The 16,438-nt window shown below is 67.2% G+C and carries 15 protein-coding genes; 10 read left to right on the forward strand and 5 right to left on the reverse strand.

Annotated features, from left to right (window positions below; all coding sequences use genetic code 11):
- Positions 1-17: 17 nt before the first annotated feature.
- Both FK527_RS05925 and rpe read right to left on the reverse strand, forming a co-directional pair.
- Positions 18-902: an HAD-IA family hydrolase gene (locus FK527_RS05925; protein ID WP_144731024.1), complete on the reverse strand. Its 885-nt coding sequence runs from the start codon at positions 900-902 to the stop codon at positions 18-20.
- Positions 899-1,630, reverse strand: coding sequence for a ribulose-phosphate 3-epimerase (gene rpe / locus FK527_RS05930; RefSeq protein ID WP_144731026.1), 732 nt, complete (start codon positions 1,628-1,630; stop codon positions 899-901). Before rpe ends, FK527_RS05925 begins: the two co-directional genes overlap by 4 nt.
- A gap of 277 nt (positions 1,631-1,907) precedes the next feature.
- Between rpe and FK527_RS05935 the strand changes: the two genes are divergently transcribed.
- Positions 1,908-2,378, forward strand: coding sequence for a DUF4148 domain-containing protein (locus tag FK527_RS05935; protein ID WP_144731028.1), 471 nt, complete (start codon positions 1,908-1,910; stop codon positions 2,376-2,378).
- Between the two features lie 27 nt (positions 2,379-2,405).
- Here FK527_RS05935 and FK527_RS05940 read toward each other — a convergent pair whose 3' ends face one another.
- Positions 2,406-3,302, reverse strand: coding sequence for a LysR family transcriptional regulator (locus FK527_RS05940; RefSeq protein WP_342778961.1), 897 nt, complete (start codon positions 3,300-3,302; stop codon positions 2,406-2,408).
- Between the two features lie 226 nt (positions 3,303-3,528).
- Between FK527_RS05940 and FK527_RS05945 the strand changes: the two genes are divergently transcribed.
- The 3 genes from FK527_RS05945 to FK527_RS05955 all read left to right on the forward strand — a co-directional run bounded on the left by FK527_RS05945 (position 3,529) and on the right by FK527_RS05955 (position 6,271).
- Complete coding sequence (locus FK527_RS05945; RefSeq protein WP_144731032.1) at positions 3,529-4,089, forward strand: DUF4148 domain-containing protein; 561 nt, start codon at positions 3,529-3,531, stop codon at positions 4,087-4,089.
- Positions 4,090-4,286: 197 nt separating this feature from the next.
- Positions 4,287-4,997 (forward strand): response regulator transcription factor, encoded by a 711-nt coding sequence (locus FK527_RS05950; protein WP_144731034.1) that lies wholly within the window; start codon positions 4,287-4,289, stop codon positions 4,995-4,997.
- 26 nt (positions 4,998-5,023) lie between these two features.
- Entirely contained in the window at positions 5,024-6,271 is a 1,248-nt protein-coding gene (locus FK527_RS05955; RefSeq protein ID WP_144731036.1) for a HAMP domain-containing sensor histidine kinase, read from the forward strand.
- Positions 6,272-6,286: 15 nt separating this feature from the next.
- On the opposite strand, the gene FK527_RS05960 is transcribed toward FK527_RS05955, so the two are convergent.
- Together FK527_RS05960 and murJ are read right to left on the reverse strand one after the other, a co-directional pair.
- Positions 6,287-7,138 (reverse strand): SirB1 family protein, encoded by an 852-nt coding sequence (locus FK527_RS05960; RefSeq protein WP_144731038.1) that lies wholly within the window; start codon positions 7,136-7,138, stop codon positions 6,287-6,289.
- A 68-nt stretch (positions 7,139-7,206) separates the two neighbouring features.
- Positions 7,207-8,772 carry a murein biosynthesis integral membrane protein MurJ gene (gene murJ, locus FK527_RS05965; RefSeq protein ID WP_144731040.1) on the reverse strand — a complete coding sequence of 522 codons (1,566 nt, stop codon included), beginning with the start codon at positions 8,770-8,772 and terminating at the stop codon, positions 7,207-7,209.
- Between the two features lie 167 nt (positions 8,773-8,939).
- Here murJ and rpsT point away from each other — a divergent pair, with 167 nt between their 5' ends.
- From rpsT to FK527_RS05995, 6 genes are all read left to right on the forward strand, one after another.
- Positions 8,940-9,236, forward strand: a complete 297-nt coding sequence (gene rpsT, locus FK527_RS05970; protein ID WP_144731042.1) for a 30S ribosomal protein S20 — start codon at positions 8,940-8,942, stop codon at positions 9,234-9,236.
- Between the two features lie 190 nt (positions 9,237-9,426).
- Complete coding sequence (locus FK527_RS05975) at positions 9,427-10,038, forward strand: hypothetical protein (RefSeq protein ID WP_144731044.1); 612 nt, start codon at positions 9,427-9,429, stop codon at positions 10,036-10,038.
- Positions 10,035-11,816, forward strand: coding sequence for a type I secretion system permease/ATPase (locus FK527_RS05980; protein WP_144731046.1), 1,782 nt, complete (start codon positions 10,035-10,037; stop codon positions 11,814-11,816). Before FK527_RS05975 ends, FK527_RS05980 begins: the two co-directional genes overlap by 4 nt.
- A gap of 29 nt (positions 11,817-11,845) precedes the next feature.
- Positions 11,846-13,591, forward strand: coding sequence for a type I secretion system permease/ATPase (locus FK527_RS05985; protein ID WP_144731048.1), 1,746 nt, complete (start codon positions 11,846-11,848; stop codon positions 13,589-13,591).
- Positions 13,592-13,633: 42 nt separating this feature from the next.
- Positions 13,634-15,010 carry an HlyD family type I secretion periplasmic adaptor subunit gene (locus FK527_RS05990; protein WP_144731050.1) on the forward strand — a complete coding sequence of 459 codons (1,377 nt, stop codon included), beginning with the start codon at positions 13,634-13,636 and terminating at the stop codon, positions 15,008-15,010.
- Positions 15,011-15,014: 4 nt separating this feature from the next.
- Positions 15,015-16,370, forward strand: a complete 1,356-nt coding sequence (locus tag FK527_RS05995; protein WP_144731052.1) for a TolC family outer membrane protein — start codon at positions 15,015-15,017, stop codon at positions 16,368-16,370.
- Positions 16,371-16,438 lie beyond the last annotated feature (68 nt).

Consider the following 16,438-nt stretch of genomic DNA (forward strand, 5'->3'; position numbering starts at 1 on the left):
CGCTGCGCCAACCCAGCCTACTGCTGCAGCGGCAGCAGGTCGGCGAGCGAATCGATGTAGCCATCGGCCGGCACGCTGCGCGCGGGCTGGCCGTGGTTGTAGCCGTAGGTGACGAGCACCACGGGGCAGCCGGCGGCGCGCGCGGCCTGGGCGTCGTTGCTCGAGTCGCCCACCACGAGCGTGCGCGCGGGCGCGCTCAGCAGCGCTTCGCAGGTTTTGCGCAGCGGCAGCGGATCGGGCTTTTTGGCGGCAAAGCTGTCGCCACCGAACACCTGCGCAAAGTACGGCGCAAGCCCCTTGGACTGCAGCAGCGCACGTGCAAAGGCCAGCGGTTTGTTCGTCAGGCAGGCCAGGCGCAGGCCCGCGGCGTGCAGCGCCTGCACGCCCTGCAGCGCACCGGGGTAGAGCTGCGCGTACTGGCCGTTGATGGCCGCATAGTGCCGCTGGTAGCTGGGCCAGGCACGCGCGTACAGGGCCTCCACCTGCGCATCGATTTCAGGAGCTGCTTGCGCTTGTCCCACCTGCGTTAGCACGTGTTTTAGCACTGAACGCAGCAGGTGCTCGGAGCCTTTGCCTATCATGGTCGCGACGAAGGCGGGCGCGATGGGCGGCAAACCTGGGAGCCTGTCGGACTTTGGAATCGTCGGCTGCGAATGCGCCGCAGCGGCCCACTTTTCACCGGCTTCTTGCCCCATAGCACCACTATGGGGCGGTGAATCCGGCAAAAACGGGTCTCGCCGGGGCGCATTCTCGCTTTCGACGCCCAAAGCCCGACAGGCTCCCAGGTCCTGCAGCATGCGGTTGAGCGCGACGCTGAAGTCGCCCAGGGTATCGACGAGCGTGCCGTCGAGGTCGATGATGGCCGCGTCCCAGGCCGCGCGCTCGAGCGGGATCGCGATCATGCGGCGCGCGGGGTGGCAGAGGCAGCAGCGGGCGCGGCAGACGGCGCCTGCGCAAGCTGCGCGCGCATGGCCTCGATCACGGCGCGGTAGTCTGGCTGGCCGAAGATGGCGCTGCCCGCGACGAAAGTGTCCGCGCCCGCGTCGGCCACGCGGCGGATGTTGTCGGCCTTGATGCCGCCATCCACTTCCAGCCGGATGTCCTTGCCGCAGGCGGTGATGCGCCGACGCGCGTCCTCGATCTTGCGCAGCGCCGAGTCGATGAAGCTCTGCCCGCCAAAGCCGGGGTTCACGCTCATGATGAGGATCAGGTCTATGTCTTCGATCACCCAGTCGAGCACGTCCAGCGGCGCGGCGGGGTTGAATGCAAGCCCCGCTTTGACGCCGCGCGCGCGGATCGCCTGGATGCTGCGGTGCACGTGGCGCGTGGCGTCGGGGTGGAAGCTGACAGTGTCGGCGCCAGCCTCGGCAAAGGCCGCCGCGAGCGCATCGACGGGCTCGACCATCAGGTGCACATCGATGGGCACGGGCACGCCCGCCGCGGTGCGCGCGTGCGGCTTGAGCGCCTGGCAGACCATGGGGCCGAAGGTGAGGTTGGGCACGTAATGGTTGTCCATCACGTCGAAGTGAATCCAGTCCGCGCCAGCAGCGATGACCTGGCGCAATTCATCGCCCAAACGGGCGAAGTCGGCAGAGAGGATGGAGGGGGCGATGCGGTAAATCGTGCTCATGGCGCGATTGTCGCAGCCAGCGGCGCGCTGGAACCCCTGGAGCCCCTGGAGCGGCTGAAACCCCTCTATTTTTTGAACAAATGTTCAACTGCAAATTGATTGTTTCAAAAATTGAAACATTGAATTGACATCCGTCTAGTTTTTCATACCTAGGGTTTTCCCTAGTATTCGAGCCATCGTTGTATCGCAACCCCTCAGTCGATGCACCGATGCCGGCAAGCAAGGGCCATCGCCCACCGGCGTTATGGCCGCCACCCGCTTTTGAAAGGATTCCACCATGAACAAGAAACTTCGCACCAGTACCCTGGTACTCGCAGCCGGGCTGCTCGTCGGCTCTTCGGCCTTCGCCCAGCTCACCCGTGAACAGGTGCGCGCCGAGCTGATCGAGGCACAACGCACGGGCGACATTCCCACGGGCCTCGATGGCAACAAGAAGCTCAATGAACTGGAGCCCGCCCGTTACCCCGCGCAGCTGGTGAGCGCTGGCGCCACACGCGCACAAGTGCGCGCCGAACTCGCCCAGGCGCAACGCACGGGCGACATCGTCACGGGCCTCGATGGCAACAAAAAGCTCAACGAGCTGGAGCCGACCCGCTACGCGAGCCAGCAAGCCACCCAAGGCAAGACGCGCGAGCAAGTGCGCGCTGAACTGATCGAAGCCCAGCGCACGGGCGACATTCCCACGGGTCTTGATGGCAACAAGACGATGCGTGAGCTCGATCCCAGCCGTTATCCGCGCCAGAACTAAAGCGCGGCAACGCCCGACAGGGTCCTATCAGGCGATGCGCCCGGGCAGAAAGGCGCTCATGAAGTCGAGGAACGCCCGCACGCGCGCCGGCATGAGCTTGCGCGAGGGTACCGCGGCGTAGATGGTCGAGCGGCCAAAGATCCACTCGGGCAGCAAGTGCACGAGTGCGCCGCTTTGCAAGTCGGGAGCGACGAGCAGGTGCGAGAGCACCGCCACGCCCGCACCATGCAGCGCCGCGCGGTACAGCACCTCGAAGCTGACCGACTGCAGCACCACGGGCATTTCCACGTGCACCGGCTCGCCCGTGCCGTCGGCACGGCGCAGCGGCAAGTAACGCCGGCTCGTGCCGCCACCCTGCTGGCGCAGGAATTTGAGGTAGTCGTGCTGCGCCAAATCTTGCGGCTGCTGCGGCGTGCCCGCGCGCGCGAGGTAGGCGGGCGCAGCGCAGACGATGAACTCGGTCGTGGCGAGCGGCCGCGCGACTACGTTCGCGTCGAAGCCTTCCTCCACAGTCATGAAGGTCACGTCGTACTCTTCCACGTGCAGGTGCGGGAACGGCTCGACGACGATCTCAAGCGCCACCTTGGGATGCTGCTGGTGCCAGTGCGCGATCTGCACAGCCAGGAAGTACGAGGCCAGCAGCGGCGACGCCTGCACCCGCACCATGCCTTGCAGGGTTTGCGCGCTCGCGCTGACGGCCGCCTCGGTGTCGTCGATCTCCTGCAGGATGCTGCGCACGCGGCGCAGGTACGCCTCGCCCGCGTCGGTGAGCGCGAGCTTGCGCGTGGTGCGCTGCAACAGCCGCGCGCCCAGGTGCTGCTCGAGCTCGGCCACGGCGCGCGTCACCGCCGCCGGCGACATGTCGAGCGCCCGCGCCGCCGCGGCAAAACTGCCCTCGTCGGCCACGCGCTGGAACACCCGCATGGATGAAAGCCTGTCCATTGATTTGAACAAATGTTCAGATAGAAATCCATTATTGCAAATGGAGCAACACTGAATTGCGGTTTACTTGGTTTTAAAATGCTAGGGTTTTCCCTAATATTCGAGCCATTGATGCATCGCAACCCACTAGCCGATGCACCGATGCCGACAGGCAGGGACCACCGCCCGCCGGCGTTATCACAGCCAACAGCTTTGAAAGGATTGCACCATGAACAAGAAACTTCGCCTCACTACCCTGGTTCTCGCAACGGGTTTGCTCGCTGGCACTTCGGCATTCGCCCAGCTCACGCGCGATCAAGTGATCGCCGACATGATCGAAGCCCAGCGCACGGGCAACATCGCCACGGGCCTCGATGGCAACAAGAAGTTCAATGAGCTCGACCCCTCGCGCTATGCCCAAGCAGCACAACTCGCTGCAACCAGCACCACGCGCACCCAAGTGCGTGCCGAGCTCGTCGAAGCCCAACGCAGCGGCGACATCGCCACGGGCCTCGATGGCAACAAGAAGCTCAACGAGCTGGAGCCTGCGCGCTACGCAAGCCAGCAAGCCGCCCAAGGCAAAACACGCGCCCAAGTGCGTGCCGAGCTGATCGAAGCGCAGCAAAAGGGTGAGATCGTGACCGGCCTCGACGGCAACAAGACGGCGCGCGAGCTCGATCCGGCACGCTTCCAACGTGCCGAGAAAACTCTGGCCAAGGCCGGCGCAAGCGCCGAAGGCACCGCGCTGACGGACGCTGGCAAAGACAGCCAAGCACCCAAGGACTTGTAAATCGGTCTCGTACCGGCAGCGTAAACCATGGTTTGCGCTGCGCCGCGCAGGGCTCCCGTCACCGGGGGCCCTTCGTGTTTTTGGGTTTTCGCAGCGCCAATGAAAACCCCATTTACCCACGCTTTACGCCCGCTTCAACCGGCGCGCACGCCAGCAGTGCGATCATCGCGGCAGACACAGCTCTACACTGCCACGCCATGAGTTCCCAACTGCTGATGATCGAAGACGACGCGCGCCTCGCGCAGATGGTCGGTGAATACCTGGGCCAGTCGGGCATGCAGGTGCTGCACTGCGCCGATGGCGCGAGCGGCCTGGCGCAGCTGCAGGAGCCCGGCTTCAACGCCGACCTCGTGATTTTGGATTTGATGCTGCCCGACATCGACGGGCTCGAGGTCTGCCGCCGCATCCGCGCGCTGCCCTCTGCCGCGGCGCAGGTGCCCATCCTCATGCTCACGGCCAAGGGCGACCCGATGGATCGCGTGATCGGCCTGGAGATCGGTGCCGACGACTATCTGCCCAAGCCCTTCGAGCCGCGCGAGCTGCTCGCGCGCATCCGCGCCGTGCTGCGCCGGCGCACGCCAGGCAGCGCGCCGGCGGCGCAGGTGCTGCGCTTTGGCTCGCTCGAGATCGACCGCGACGCGCGCAGCGTCAGCGTGGGCGGCAAGCCCGCCGAGCTGACCTCGTACCAGTTCGACCTGCTCGTGGCGCTGGCCGAGCGCGCGGGGCGTGTGCTCACGCGCGACCAGATCATGGAGGCCGTGCGCGGGCGCGAGCTCGAAGCCTTCGACCGCTCGATCGACGTACACATGGGGCGCATCCGCGCCGCCATCGAGGCCGACCCGAAAAACCCGCGCCGCATCCTCACGGTGCGCGGCGTGGGCTATGTGTTTGCGCGCCAGCAGGATTGAGGCTGCTCGCAATCCGGTCTGCTCCCATGCCTTTCTCCGGCCCGTTCTCCAGCCCGTTTTCGCGCCGCCTCTATCTGCGCCTGTGGCTCGCCGTGGTCGCGGCCGTGATGGTGCTCACGCTGGCCGTGGGCCTGGCCTGGCACATCGCCGCCGAGCATTGGGCGGCCGAGCGCCTGGCCGCCGAACAAAGCGGCGCGCCAGTGCAACCGCCGGGGCGCATGCTGCGCCTGCTCGATGCGCAAGGCCGGCCCGTGCTTGCGGGCCTGGCCACGCGCGTGCCCGCGCCGCCCGGCGAGAAGCTGGCGCTGCGCATCGAAGGCGCAGACGGCCGCACCTACCGCCTGGAGCTGGCGCCGCGCCAGGACCGCGGCCCTGGCCACCCGCCGCCGGGTGCTTTCTGGCTGCGCCCGCCGTTTGGCTTTGTGTGGATGCTGGGCATCGTGGCGCTTGCGGTGGCGCTGGGCATGTTCCCCATCCTGCGACGCCTGCTGCAACGGCTCGAGGTGCTGCAGCGCAGCATGAAGCGCTTCGGCGATGGCGACCTGGCCGTGCGCGCACCGGTGCACGGGCGCGACGAGGTGGCTGATCTGTCGCGCCAGTTCAACGCCGCGGCAGCGCGCATCGAGGCGCTGGTGCAGTCGCACAAGTCGCTGCTCGCCAACGCTTCGCACGAGCTGCGCTCGCCGCTTGCGCGCATCCGCATGGGGCTGGAGCTCATGTCTGGCGAGCAGCCGGCGCCCGCGTTTCGCGCCGAAATTTTGCGCAACATCGCCGAGCTCGACCAGCTCGTCGATGAAATCCTGCTCGCGAGCCGCCTGGACGCACGCGAGGCCGACGTGGGCACCTTCGAGCGCGTCGATCTGGTCGGCCTGGCTGCCGAGGAATGCGCGCGCGTGCATGCCGAGCTGCACACCGACGCCGCGGCGCTCGAAGTGCAGGGTGTGGCCAAGCTGCTGCGCCGCGCGCTGCGTAACCTGCTCGAAAACGCGCGCCGCTACAGCCAGGGCGAGATCACCGTGAGCGTGCAGCGTCAGGGCAACATGGCCGAGCTGCGCGTGCGCGACCACGGCCCCGGCGTGCCCGAAGACTTGCGCGAGCGCATCTTCGAGCCCTTTTACCGCCTGCCCGGCGCGAGCGAGCGCGCGGGCGGCGTAGGTCTGGGGCTGGCGCTGGTGCGCTCGATCGCGCGCCGCCACCACGGCAGCGTGCACTGCGAGGCCAACCCCGACGGCGGCGCCTGCTTCGTGCTGCGTCTGCCGCTGCCGGCGCAGTGATTCACGCCGCCGCGCTCACTGCCCCACGATGCGCCGCAGCGCGCGCAGCCGCTCGGCTACCGCTGCGGCATCTTCACTGCCTTGCGCGTGCTCCAGATAGGCTTCGAGGTCGGCCACGGCGCGTGCGGGCTCGCCTTGTGCGGCATAAAGCAAGCCGCGGTCGCGCCGCTCCTCCCACACCCGCGGCAGCAGCACCACGAGCCGGTCCTGCACGGCCAGCAAGCGCTCGGCGTCGTGCTGCGCGCCGTAAATTTCCTTGAGGTTGCGCAGCATGCGCGCCACGACGTCGCGCGGCGTGGCCGCCTGCAGGTACAGACTCAACGGCATTTCGTCCGGCACGAGGCCGCGCTCATCCTGGTAGAGCTCGAGCCGCTCGAGCAGTTCCTCGCGCCCCAGCGACTGCCCCGTGACCGGGTCTATCACCACCTGACCGTTGGGCAGCACCACCTTGACCATGAAATGCCCCGGAAACGCCACACCGCGCACCTGCAGCCCCGCGCCCTGGGCCAGTTCCAGCCACAGCACCGCGAGCGACACGGGAATGCCGCGGCGCGTGGCCAGCACATGGTGCAAAAAGCTGTTTTCCGGGTCGTAGTAGTTGTTGGCATTGCCGCCAAAGCCCAGTTCGGCAAAGAACAACTGGTTCAACTGGCGCAGCCGCTGCAGCGCCGAGGCATTGCGCGAGATACGGCGCTGCAGCCGGGCCTGCACCTGGTCCACTTCGCCGAGCACCTGCTGCAGGTCGAGTTCGGGGTATTCGTCCTGCGCGATGCTGGCCGCCGCTTCGAGCAATGGAAAATGGGCGTCGCTTTGCACCAGCGTCGCAAAATAATCGAGCGGGGTCGGAGGGGAATCATCGAAAAGCATGGGTTTCGCGTGCGCTGCAGCAAACCTGCGCAATCTATACCAAAGACGCCAAAGCCGGGTTCACACCATCAGCGCCGCAGCAGCTGCCGCAGCTGCAGCCCCGCGGCCCACAGCGCGCCGAAATACACCGCCGCCGCCGCACACAGGATCATGGCCAGCAGGCCCGCGCGTCGCATGCCGTCGGCACGCAGCGCAAGCCACGGAAAGTGCTGCGCCGCCCACACCAGCAGCACGGCCAGCAAGGCGCTGGCCGCCACCACTTGCAACGCAAAACGCCCCCAGCCCGGCTGCGGCCGGTAGCTGCCGCGCCGCAGCAAGCCCACGAGCAGCCACAGCGCATTCACGAGCGCCCCCAGCCCGATCGACAAGGCCAGCCCCGCATGCGCCAAGAGCGGCACCAGCGCCACGTTGAGCAGCTGCGTGATCACCAGCACCACCACCGCGATGCGCACCGGCGTGCGGATGTCCTGGCTTGCGTAGTAGCCGGGCGCGAGCACCTTGATCGCCACCAGCCCGAGCAGGCCCGCGCCATAGCCGACCAGGGCGCGCGCGATCTGCCCCACGTCGCCATCGTGCAGCGCGCCGTGGTGGAACAGCGTGGCCACGAGCGGCGTGGCAAAGGTCAGCAGCGCCACCGCGCAGGGCACGGCCAGCAGCACCACGAGGCGCAAGCCCCAGTCGAGCATGGCCGAATAGCGCTGCGCATCACCCGCTGCGCGCGCCGCCGCGAGCTGCGGCGTCAGCACCACGCCCAGCGCCACGCCCAGCAGCGCCGTGGGGAATTCCATCAGGCGGTCGGCATAGAACAGCCACGTGACGCTGCCCGGCGCGAGGTACGAGGCGATCTGCGTGTTGATCATCAGCGAAAACTGCGCCACGCCGACGCCGAGCAAGGCCGGCGCCATCAGCTTGAGGATGCGCCGCACGCCAGGGTGCGCCCAGGCCGCGCGGATTTCGGCCCAGCGCAGACCGATGCGCGGCAGCAGCCCCATGCGCAGCAGCACGGGCAGCTGCACGCCCAGCTGCAGCACGCCGCCCAGCATCACACCACCCGCCATGGCGTAAATCGGCTCGATGCCGCGCGCCGCAAGCTGCGGCGCGCCGAGCCAGGCCGCGGCGATCATGCTGAGGTTCAAAAGCACCGGCGTCGCCGCCGGCAGCGCAAAATGCTTCCAGGTATTGAGCACCCCCGAGGCCAGCGCCACCAGCGACATGCAGCCTATGTACGGGAACATCCAGCGCGTCATCGCCACAGCCGCGTCGAACCCCGCGGGGCTCTGGTGCAGGCCGCTCGCGAGCGCCCACACGAGCACAGGCGCACCGAGCACGCCCAGCGCGCAGGTCAGCACCAGCACCCAGGTGAGCACCGTGGCCACGCTGGCGATCAGCGCGCGCGTGGCTTCGGCGCCGCGCTGCTCCCTGGTGGCCGCGAGCACGGGCACGAAAGCCTGGCTGAACGCCCCTTCGGCAAACAGGCGCCGAAACAGGTTGGGAATGCGAAACGCCACATTGAAGGCGTCGGTCAGCACATTCGCGCCAAACATCGACGCCATGAGCAAGTCGCGCACCAGCCCCGTGATGCGCGAGGCCAGGGTCAGCAAAGAGACGGTGGAGGCGGCTTTGAAAAGTGACACCGGCGGGAGTGTATGCGCAGCCAGCCTTGCACCACCCCCTGCGCCACGCATTGCGCACGGCCAGCTCACGCGCAAGACAGCCGCGCAAACACGCGCAAAGCGCAGAGCCAAAGGATATAATGCCCGGCTTTGCTGACAACACCCACAGACACCCAAGGAACCCAGTCATGGCATCCAAGCCCCAAAAGAAAAACCCGCGCCTCGCGTCGGGCCGCAAGCGCGCCCGTCAGGACGTCAAACTCAACGCCGCGAACAGCTCGCTGCGCTCCAAATACCGCACCGCCGTGAAAAACGTCGAAAAAGCCGTGCTCGCCGGCGACAAGACCAAGGCCACGGAACTCTTCGCCAAAATGCAATCGGTGGTCGATACCGTGGCCGACAAGGGCATCTTCCACAAGAACAAGGCCGCACGCGACAAGAGCCGCATCGCCGCCAAAGTCAAGGCGCTGGCACTTTCTGCCTGAACGCCGGCAGAGCGTCCCGCCTTTTTTATCAGCCCGAGCGGCCTTAGCCGCTCGCCGTTTGTAAACGGTGCGCTGTCAGCAAAGCAAAAAGCCGTCGCAAGACGGCTTTTTTGTTGCCCTTCTCCAGTCCGTCCTGGTTTTTTTACACCCCAAAACTTCATATAGGAACATGCTACACTCCGCTTCCTATATGAAGTCCGTGCTGCGCATTCCCCTCGACACCTCCCCTGAGCAAGGGCAGCGGCTGCAGGCATTGCAGCAGGGGTTTGCGCAACTGTGCAATGCGCTCGCGCCGCTGGTGCAAAACACCCGCGTGTGGAACCGCGTGGCCTTGCATCACCTGGCTTACAAGGCACTGCGCGCGCAGTTCCCGGCCATGGGCTCGCAGATGGTGTGCAACGCCATCTACTCCGTATCTCGCACCTGCAGGGTGGTGTTCCAGCACCCGGACAGCCCGTTCAACCTCACGCGCCTGGGCGATAAGCCTTTGCCGCTGTTGCGCTTTACCGACAGCTGCCCGGTGTATTTCGACCGGCACACGCTGAGCCTCAAGGCGGGCCAGCTGTCCATGTTCACGCTGGACGGACGCATGCGCTTTCAACTGTCCTTGCGCCCCGAAGACGAGGCCGCCTTCCACACGCAGAAATTGCGCGAAATCGTGCTCTCGCGCCGCGCCGACGGCATTTATGAATTGGCCTTCTGGCTCACGGACCCTGACGAGGAGGCGCCGCAAAACCCTGCCGCGGACGCCACCGGCACCGCTGAAATTCCCGAATACGTGATGGTGGAGGAAACCGTATGAACCCCAACAAACGCCCTGCCGCCGAATTGCGGGAGGCCCTGGCCACGCTGCGCCCGTATTTCGTGCGCGCAAGCTGGCTCAGCCTGGCAACCAGCCTGCTCGTGCTCGCCCCCACGGGCTACATGCTCGAGGTCTATGACCGCGTGGTCAACAGCCGCAGCCACATGACGCTGGCCATGCTCACGCTGCTCGTGCTCGGCGCCTACCTGCTCATGGAGCTGCTCGAGTGGGTGCGCACCGCGATCCTGCACGAAGCCGGGATAACGCTCGACCGCAAGATGTCGGCGCGCGTTTTCAATGCCCTTTTCGAGGCCAACCTGCGCCGCGTGCCCGGCGGCATGGTGCAGTCGATGAACGACCTGCGCACGGTGCGCGACTTTCTGCATGCCTCGGTGCTCACCGCGCTCATGGAGGCGCCTGCCTCCATCGTCTTTGCCATCCTGATTTTTGCCATCAGCCCCGTGCTTGGCTGGTCGGCGGTCGTGGGCGCGCTGGTGCAGGTCGGCATCGCCTGGCTCACCGAGCGCAGCACGCAGCCGCCGCTGTCGGCCGCCAACCGCACCGCGATTGCCGCGCAGCAGTACGCCGACGGCTCGCTGCGCAACGCCGAAGTCATCGAATCCATGGGCATGCTGCGCGACATCCACAAGCGCTGGATGGACAAGCAGCGCGAATTCCTGCGCCTGCAGGCCGTGGCTTCGGATGCGGCCGGCAGCTACCAGGCCGTGGCCAAATTCGTGCAACAGGTCATGGGCTCGCTGCTGCTGGGGCTGGGCGCCTGGCTGCTGCTCAACCGCAGTCTCAACGGCGGCGCGGGCATGATGATCATCGGCTCGGTGCTGGGCGGGCGCATGCTTGCGCCGCTGGTGCAGATCATCGCGCAGTGGCGCACGGTCGTGAACGCCCGCGACGCCATGGGCCGGCTCGAGCAGTTGCTTGCCAACGTGCCGCCGCGCCCCGAAAGCATGCGCCTGCCGCCGCCCCGTGGTGCGCTGACGGTGGAGGCGCTCGTGGCCGCGGCGCCGGGCTCGGCCATTCCCATCGTGCGCGGGGTGCAGTTTGCGCTGCCCGCCGGGCGCGTGCTCGCCGTGGTCGGCCCTTCGGCCTCGGGCAAGACCACGCTCGCGCGCCTGCTCGTCGGCATCTGGCCCGCCGCCAGCGGCAAGGTGCGCCTCGATGGCGCAGACGTGTTCACCTGGGACAAGTCCGAACTCGGGCCGCACATGGGCTATCTGCCGCAAGGGGTGGAACTGTTCGAGGGCACGCTGGCGGAAAACATCGCGCGCTTTGGCGAAGTGGACATGGCCAAGGTCGAAGCAGCGGCACGGCTCGTGGGCATGCACGAATTCATCCTCGGCCTGCCGCAGGGCTACGACAGCCCCGTGGGACGCGACGGCGCCATGCTCTCGGGCGGGCAGCGTCAGCGCGTCGCGCTGGCACGGGCGCTCTACGGCAAGCCCGCCTTCGTGGTGCTCGACGAGCCCAACTCCAGCCTCGACGAGGAGGGCGACGCCGCACTGGCCCAGGCCATTCTCATGCTCAAACAGCAGGGCACGACCTTCGTCGTCATGACGCACCGCACCAGTGTGCTCGCCGTGGCCGACGCCATGCTCGTGCTGCGCGATGGCACGCAGCAAGCCTTCGGGCCGCGTGACGAGGTGCTGGCGGCGCTCCAACAAGCAGCACAGCAGGCAGCACAGCAAGCAGCGCAACAGGCGGCTGCCGCTGCGCAGCCACGCCCGACCGCCCCCGGCGGCGCCCTGCCCGCCGCATCCTGACCCTTGCCCGCCTTCCGCCTCATCTTCCTATGAAAACCCCTGCCTTCTTTGCGCGCAGCGAGCTGACCCAGACGCTCTGGGCCTTCCGGCGCGAGTTTTTCATCGTCGGCATTTTCAGCATGGTCGCCAACCTGCTCATGCTCACGCCCACCCTCTACATGCTGCAGGTCTATGACCGCGTGCTCGCGAGCGGCAGCGAGCTGACCCTGCTCGCCGTGTCGCTGATCACGCTCTTTCTGCTTGGCATGCTCGCCTTCACCGAGTGGTCGCGCTCGCGCCTGCTGGTGCGCACGGGGGTGCGGCTCGATCAAAAGCTGGGCACGCGCGTGTTCAACGCCAGCTTCGAATCTTCGCTGAGCCAGTCGGGCCACAGCCCGGCGCGCGCCTTTGCCGACCTGACCGAACTGCGCCAGTTCATGACGGGGACGGGCGTGTTCGCCTTTTTCGACGCGCCCTGGACACCGATCTACATCGCGGTGCTGTTTTTGCTGCACCCCTGGCTTGGTGTCACGGGCATCGTTTTTGCGCTCGTGCAGGCGGCGCTTGCCTGGTTCGGCCACCAGCGCACGATTGCGCCGCAGCACCTGGCTGGCACGGCGCAGGCCGAGGCCAATGCCTATCTGCAAGGCAAGCTGCGCAACGCCGAGGTGCTCGAAGCCATGGGCATGGTGGGCAACCTGCGCCGGCACTGGTTCCAGCGGCACCAGCGCGCGCTGCTGCGCCAGCACCAGGCGCAAGGCATTTCGAGCCGCATCACGGCCTGGAGCAAATTCATCCGCTATAGCCAGCAATCGTTCGCGCTCGGTGTGGGCGCACTGCTCGTGATCGACGGCCAGCTCTCGCCCGGCGCGATGATCGCCTCCAACGTGCTCATGAGCCGTGCGCTCGCGCCCATAGACCTGCTCGTGTCGTCCTGGCGCAGCTTCATCGGCGCAAGCGAAGCCTTTGCGCGCCTCGAGGCCCTGCTCGAGACCCACCCCGAACGCGATGCCGCACTCATGCGCGTGCCGCCCACGGGCGCCGTCACATTGCGCAACGTGGTCGCCACCGCCGCCGGGCGCAGCAGCCCCATCCTCAAGGGCATAGATTTGCACATCCCCGCGGGCACCGTGACCGTGGTGCTGGGCCCTTCGGGCTCGGGCAAGTCCACGCTGGCACGCGTGCTCGTGGGCATCTGGCCCATGGTTGCGGGCGAGGTGCTGCTCGATGAGCGCCCCTTGAGCGGCTGGAACCGCAGCGAGCTCGGCCCCCACCTCGGCTACCTGCCGCAGGACGTGGAGCTGTTCGACGGCAGCATCGCCGAAAACATCGCGCGCTTTGCCGAACTCGACCCCGACAAGGTCATCGCGGCCGCGCAGTCGGCGGGCCTGCACGAAATGATCCTGCGCTTTCCCAAGGGCTACGACATGCCCATGGGTGAGGCTGGCAGCCTGCTTTCTGGCGGACAGCGCCAGCGCATCGCGCTCGCACGCGCCATTTATGGTGATCCGGCGCTGGTCGTGCTCGACGAGCCCAACGCCAACCTCGACGACGCGGGCGAGCAGGCGCTGCAAAAAACCGTGCTCGAGCTCAAGGCCAAGGGCAAGACCGTGGTTCTCATCAGCCACCGCCCCGGGGTCGTGGCCGTGGCGGACCGGATCTTGATCCTGCGTGACGGCCAGATCCAGGCGCACGGACCGCGCGACGCCGTGCTCGCCGCACTGCAAGCGGCGCGCACCCCCGCCGCGGGCGCACGCCCCGAAGCGCCGCCGCCCGCTGCGCCGCTGCCCGCCTGAGCGCAGCCCCTCTTTTGCCCCTTTTTTCTTCGCGAGACTGTCATGGCTTTTCCCAAACTTTTCTCTCATGCGCCGGACACGCCCCAGCCGGAGTCGGCCGCTTCCACACCGGACGAGCACGAGCACCACGCCTTCGCCGACACCGGGCGCGCCGCGCGCATAGGCCTGTGGGCCCTGCTCATAGGCCTGGGCGGTTTCCTGCTCTGGGCCACGTTCGCCCCGCTCGACGAGGGCGTGCCCAGCCAGGGCATGGTCGCCATAGACACCAAGCGCAAGGTGGTGCAGCACCTCACGGGCGGCATCGTCAAGGAAGTGCTGGTGCGCGAAGGCCAGGAAGTCAAGGAAGGCGAGGTGCTGCTTCGCCTCGACGAGGCCACGGCGCGCGCCAACTATGAAACCGTGCGCCAGCGCTACCTGGGCCTGCGCGCCATGCAGGGGCGCCTGCTGGCCGAGCAGGCGGGGCAGAACAACATCCAGTTCCACCCCCACTTGCTCGAAGCGCAATCCGACCCTCTGATCCGCCGGCAGATGCAGACGCAGGAGCAGCTCTTTCGTGCGCGCACTGCGGCCCTGCGCGCCGACGTGCAAGGCATGGAAGAAAGCATCCAGGGGCTGCAGGCGCAGCTCGAAGCCTATGACAACATGCTGATCAACCGGCGCAACCAGCTCACCCTGCTCAACGAAGAGCTGAACCACACGCGCGCGCTGGTCAGCGAAGGCTACGCGCCGCGCAACCGTCAGCTCGAACTCGAGCGTATGGTGGCCGAATCCAACGCCGCGATTGCCGAACTCGTGGGCAACAGCAGCCGCGCGCGCCGCTCTATCGCCGAGCTGCGCCAGCGCATCATCGCGCGCCAGCAGGAGTACCGCAAAGAAGTCGAAGGCCAGCTCGCCGACGTCACGCGCGAAGTGGAGTCCGACGCGGAAAAATACGTCGCCACCAAGGCCGACCTCGACCGCCTCGAAATCCGCGCCCCCGCATCCGGGCAGGTCATAGGCCTGGTCATACAAACCGTGGGCGGCGTGATCCAGCCGGGACAAAAACTCATGGACATCGTGCCCCTCGATGCGCCCTTGCTGCTCGAAGCGCGCATCCCCCCCAACCTGATCGACAAGGTGCACGCGGGCCTGCCCACCGACATCCGCTTTTCCGCCTTTGCGCACTCGCCGCAGCTCGTCGTGCCGGGCAAGGTCGAATCCATTTCAGGCGACCTGCTCACCGACCCGCAAAACCCGCAGATTTCGTACTACCTCGCGCGCGTCAGCGTCACACCGGAGGGGCGCAAGATTCTGGGCCAGCGCCAGCTGCAGCCCGGCATGCCCGCCGAAGTCATCATCAAGACCGGCGAGCGCTCGCTGCTGACCTACCTGCTGCATCCGCTCGCCAAGCGCCTTGCGGCGTCCATGAAAGAGGAATGACGCCATGGCCGCCACACACCAACCCCGCCGCCCGGCGCGCAGCGCCTTGCTTGCCGCCCTGCTCGCCGGCATGGGCGCCGCCAGCTGGGCGCTGGACCTGCAGCAAGCCTACGATGCCGCGCTCGAGCAGGACGCCAGCATCCGCGCCTCGCGTGCCGCCGCCGAATCGGGGCGCGAGCGCCTGCCGCAAGCGCGCGCACAGCTGCTGCCCAGCCTGTCGGCGTCCTGGGGCCGCACGAAAAACCGGCTCGAAACCACGCAGCCCAACATGCTTGGACAACTCAGCACGCGCGACGACACCTACATGAGCTACGGCAAGGTCGTCTCCCTGCGCCAGCCGCTCTTCAACAAACAGCGCTGGGCGCAATACCGCCAGGCCGAGGCCCAGGTCGAGCAGGCCGAGGCCGTGCTCAGCGACGACCTGCAGAAACTTGCCGTGCGCGTGAGCAGCGCCTACTTCGATGCCCTGCTGGCCGACGACCAGCTCGCGCTGATCGAGGCCCAGAAAGCCACCTACACCACCCAGGTCGATGCCGCACGCAAGGCGCTCGCGGCCGGATCGGGCACGCGCACCGACATCGACGACGCGCAGTCGCGCCTGGACATGGCCATCGCGCAGGAACTCGAGGCGCGCCAGAACCAGGACTACACGCGCCGCACGCTCGAAAGCCTGATCAACCAGCCCGCCGGCGCGCTGGCCGGCATAGACGTCGCGCGCATGCCCTTGCTGCCGCCCGACCCGCTGCAACTCGAAGATTGGACGCGCATGGCCGAAGGCGCGAGCGCCGAGATCAAGGCCATGAAAGCCCAGCTCGAGGCCGCGCGCCGCGAAGTCGAAAAGACCCAGGCCGGCCACTACCCCACGCTGGACGCCAGCGCGCAATGGTCGGACAGCGCGAGTGAAAACATCACCAGCATCCACTCGCGCTACGTCAACAAGGCCGTCGGTCTGCAACTGTCCATCCCGCTGTACGCCGGCGGCTATGTCAACTCCACCGTGCGCCAGGCGCTCGCCGAGCAGGAGCGCATCAGCGAATCCCTCGAAGCCCTGCGCCGCGACCTCGCGCTGCGCGTGAACAAGGAATACCGCGGCGTGACCGAAGGCATCCTGCGCGTGCGCGCGCTCGAGCAGGCCGCGCGCTCGGCCGATCAGCTGGTGCTCTCCACGCGCAAGTCCTTCGAGGCCGGCAGCCGCACGCAGGTGGACATTCTGAACGCCGAGCAAAGCCGCATGCAAACGCTGCGCGACCTGGCGCAGGCGCGCTACCTGTACCTGCTCTCACGCATCCGCCTGCAAACCCTCGCCGGCGGCGACCGCGAAGCCGCCATCGCCCAGGTCAACGGCTGGCTGAGGCACTGAGCGCCAAAGGCGGCCCAAAGCCCGACAGGCTCCTAGGAACCTGTCTGGCTTTGGAGTCGTCGGCTGCG

The sequence above is a fragment of the Extensimonas perlucida genome (assembly GCF_007655255.1).
Classification (GTDB): domain Bacteria; phylum Pseudomonadota; class Gammaproteobacteria; order Burkholderiales; family Burkholderiaceae_C; genus Extensimonas; species Extensimonas perlucida.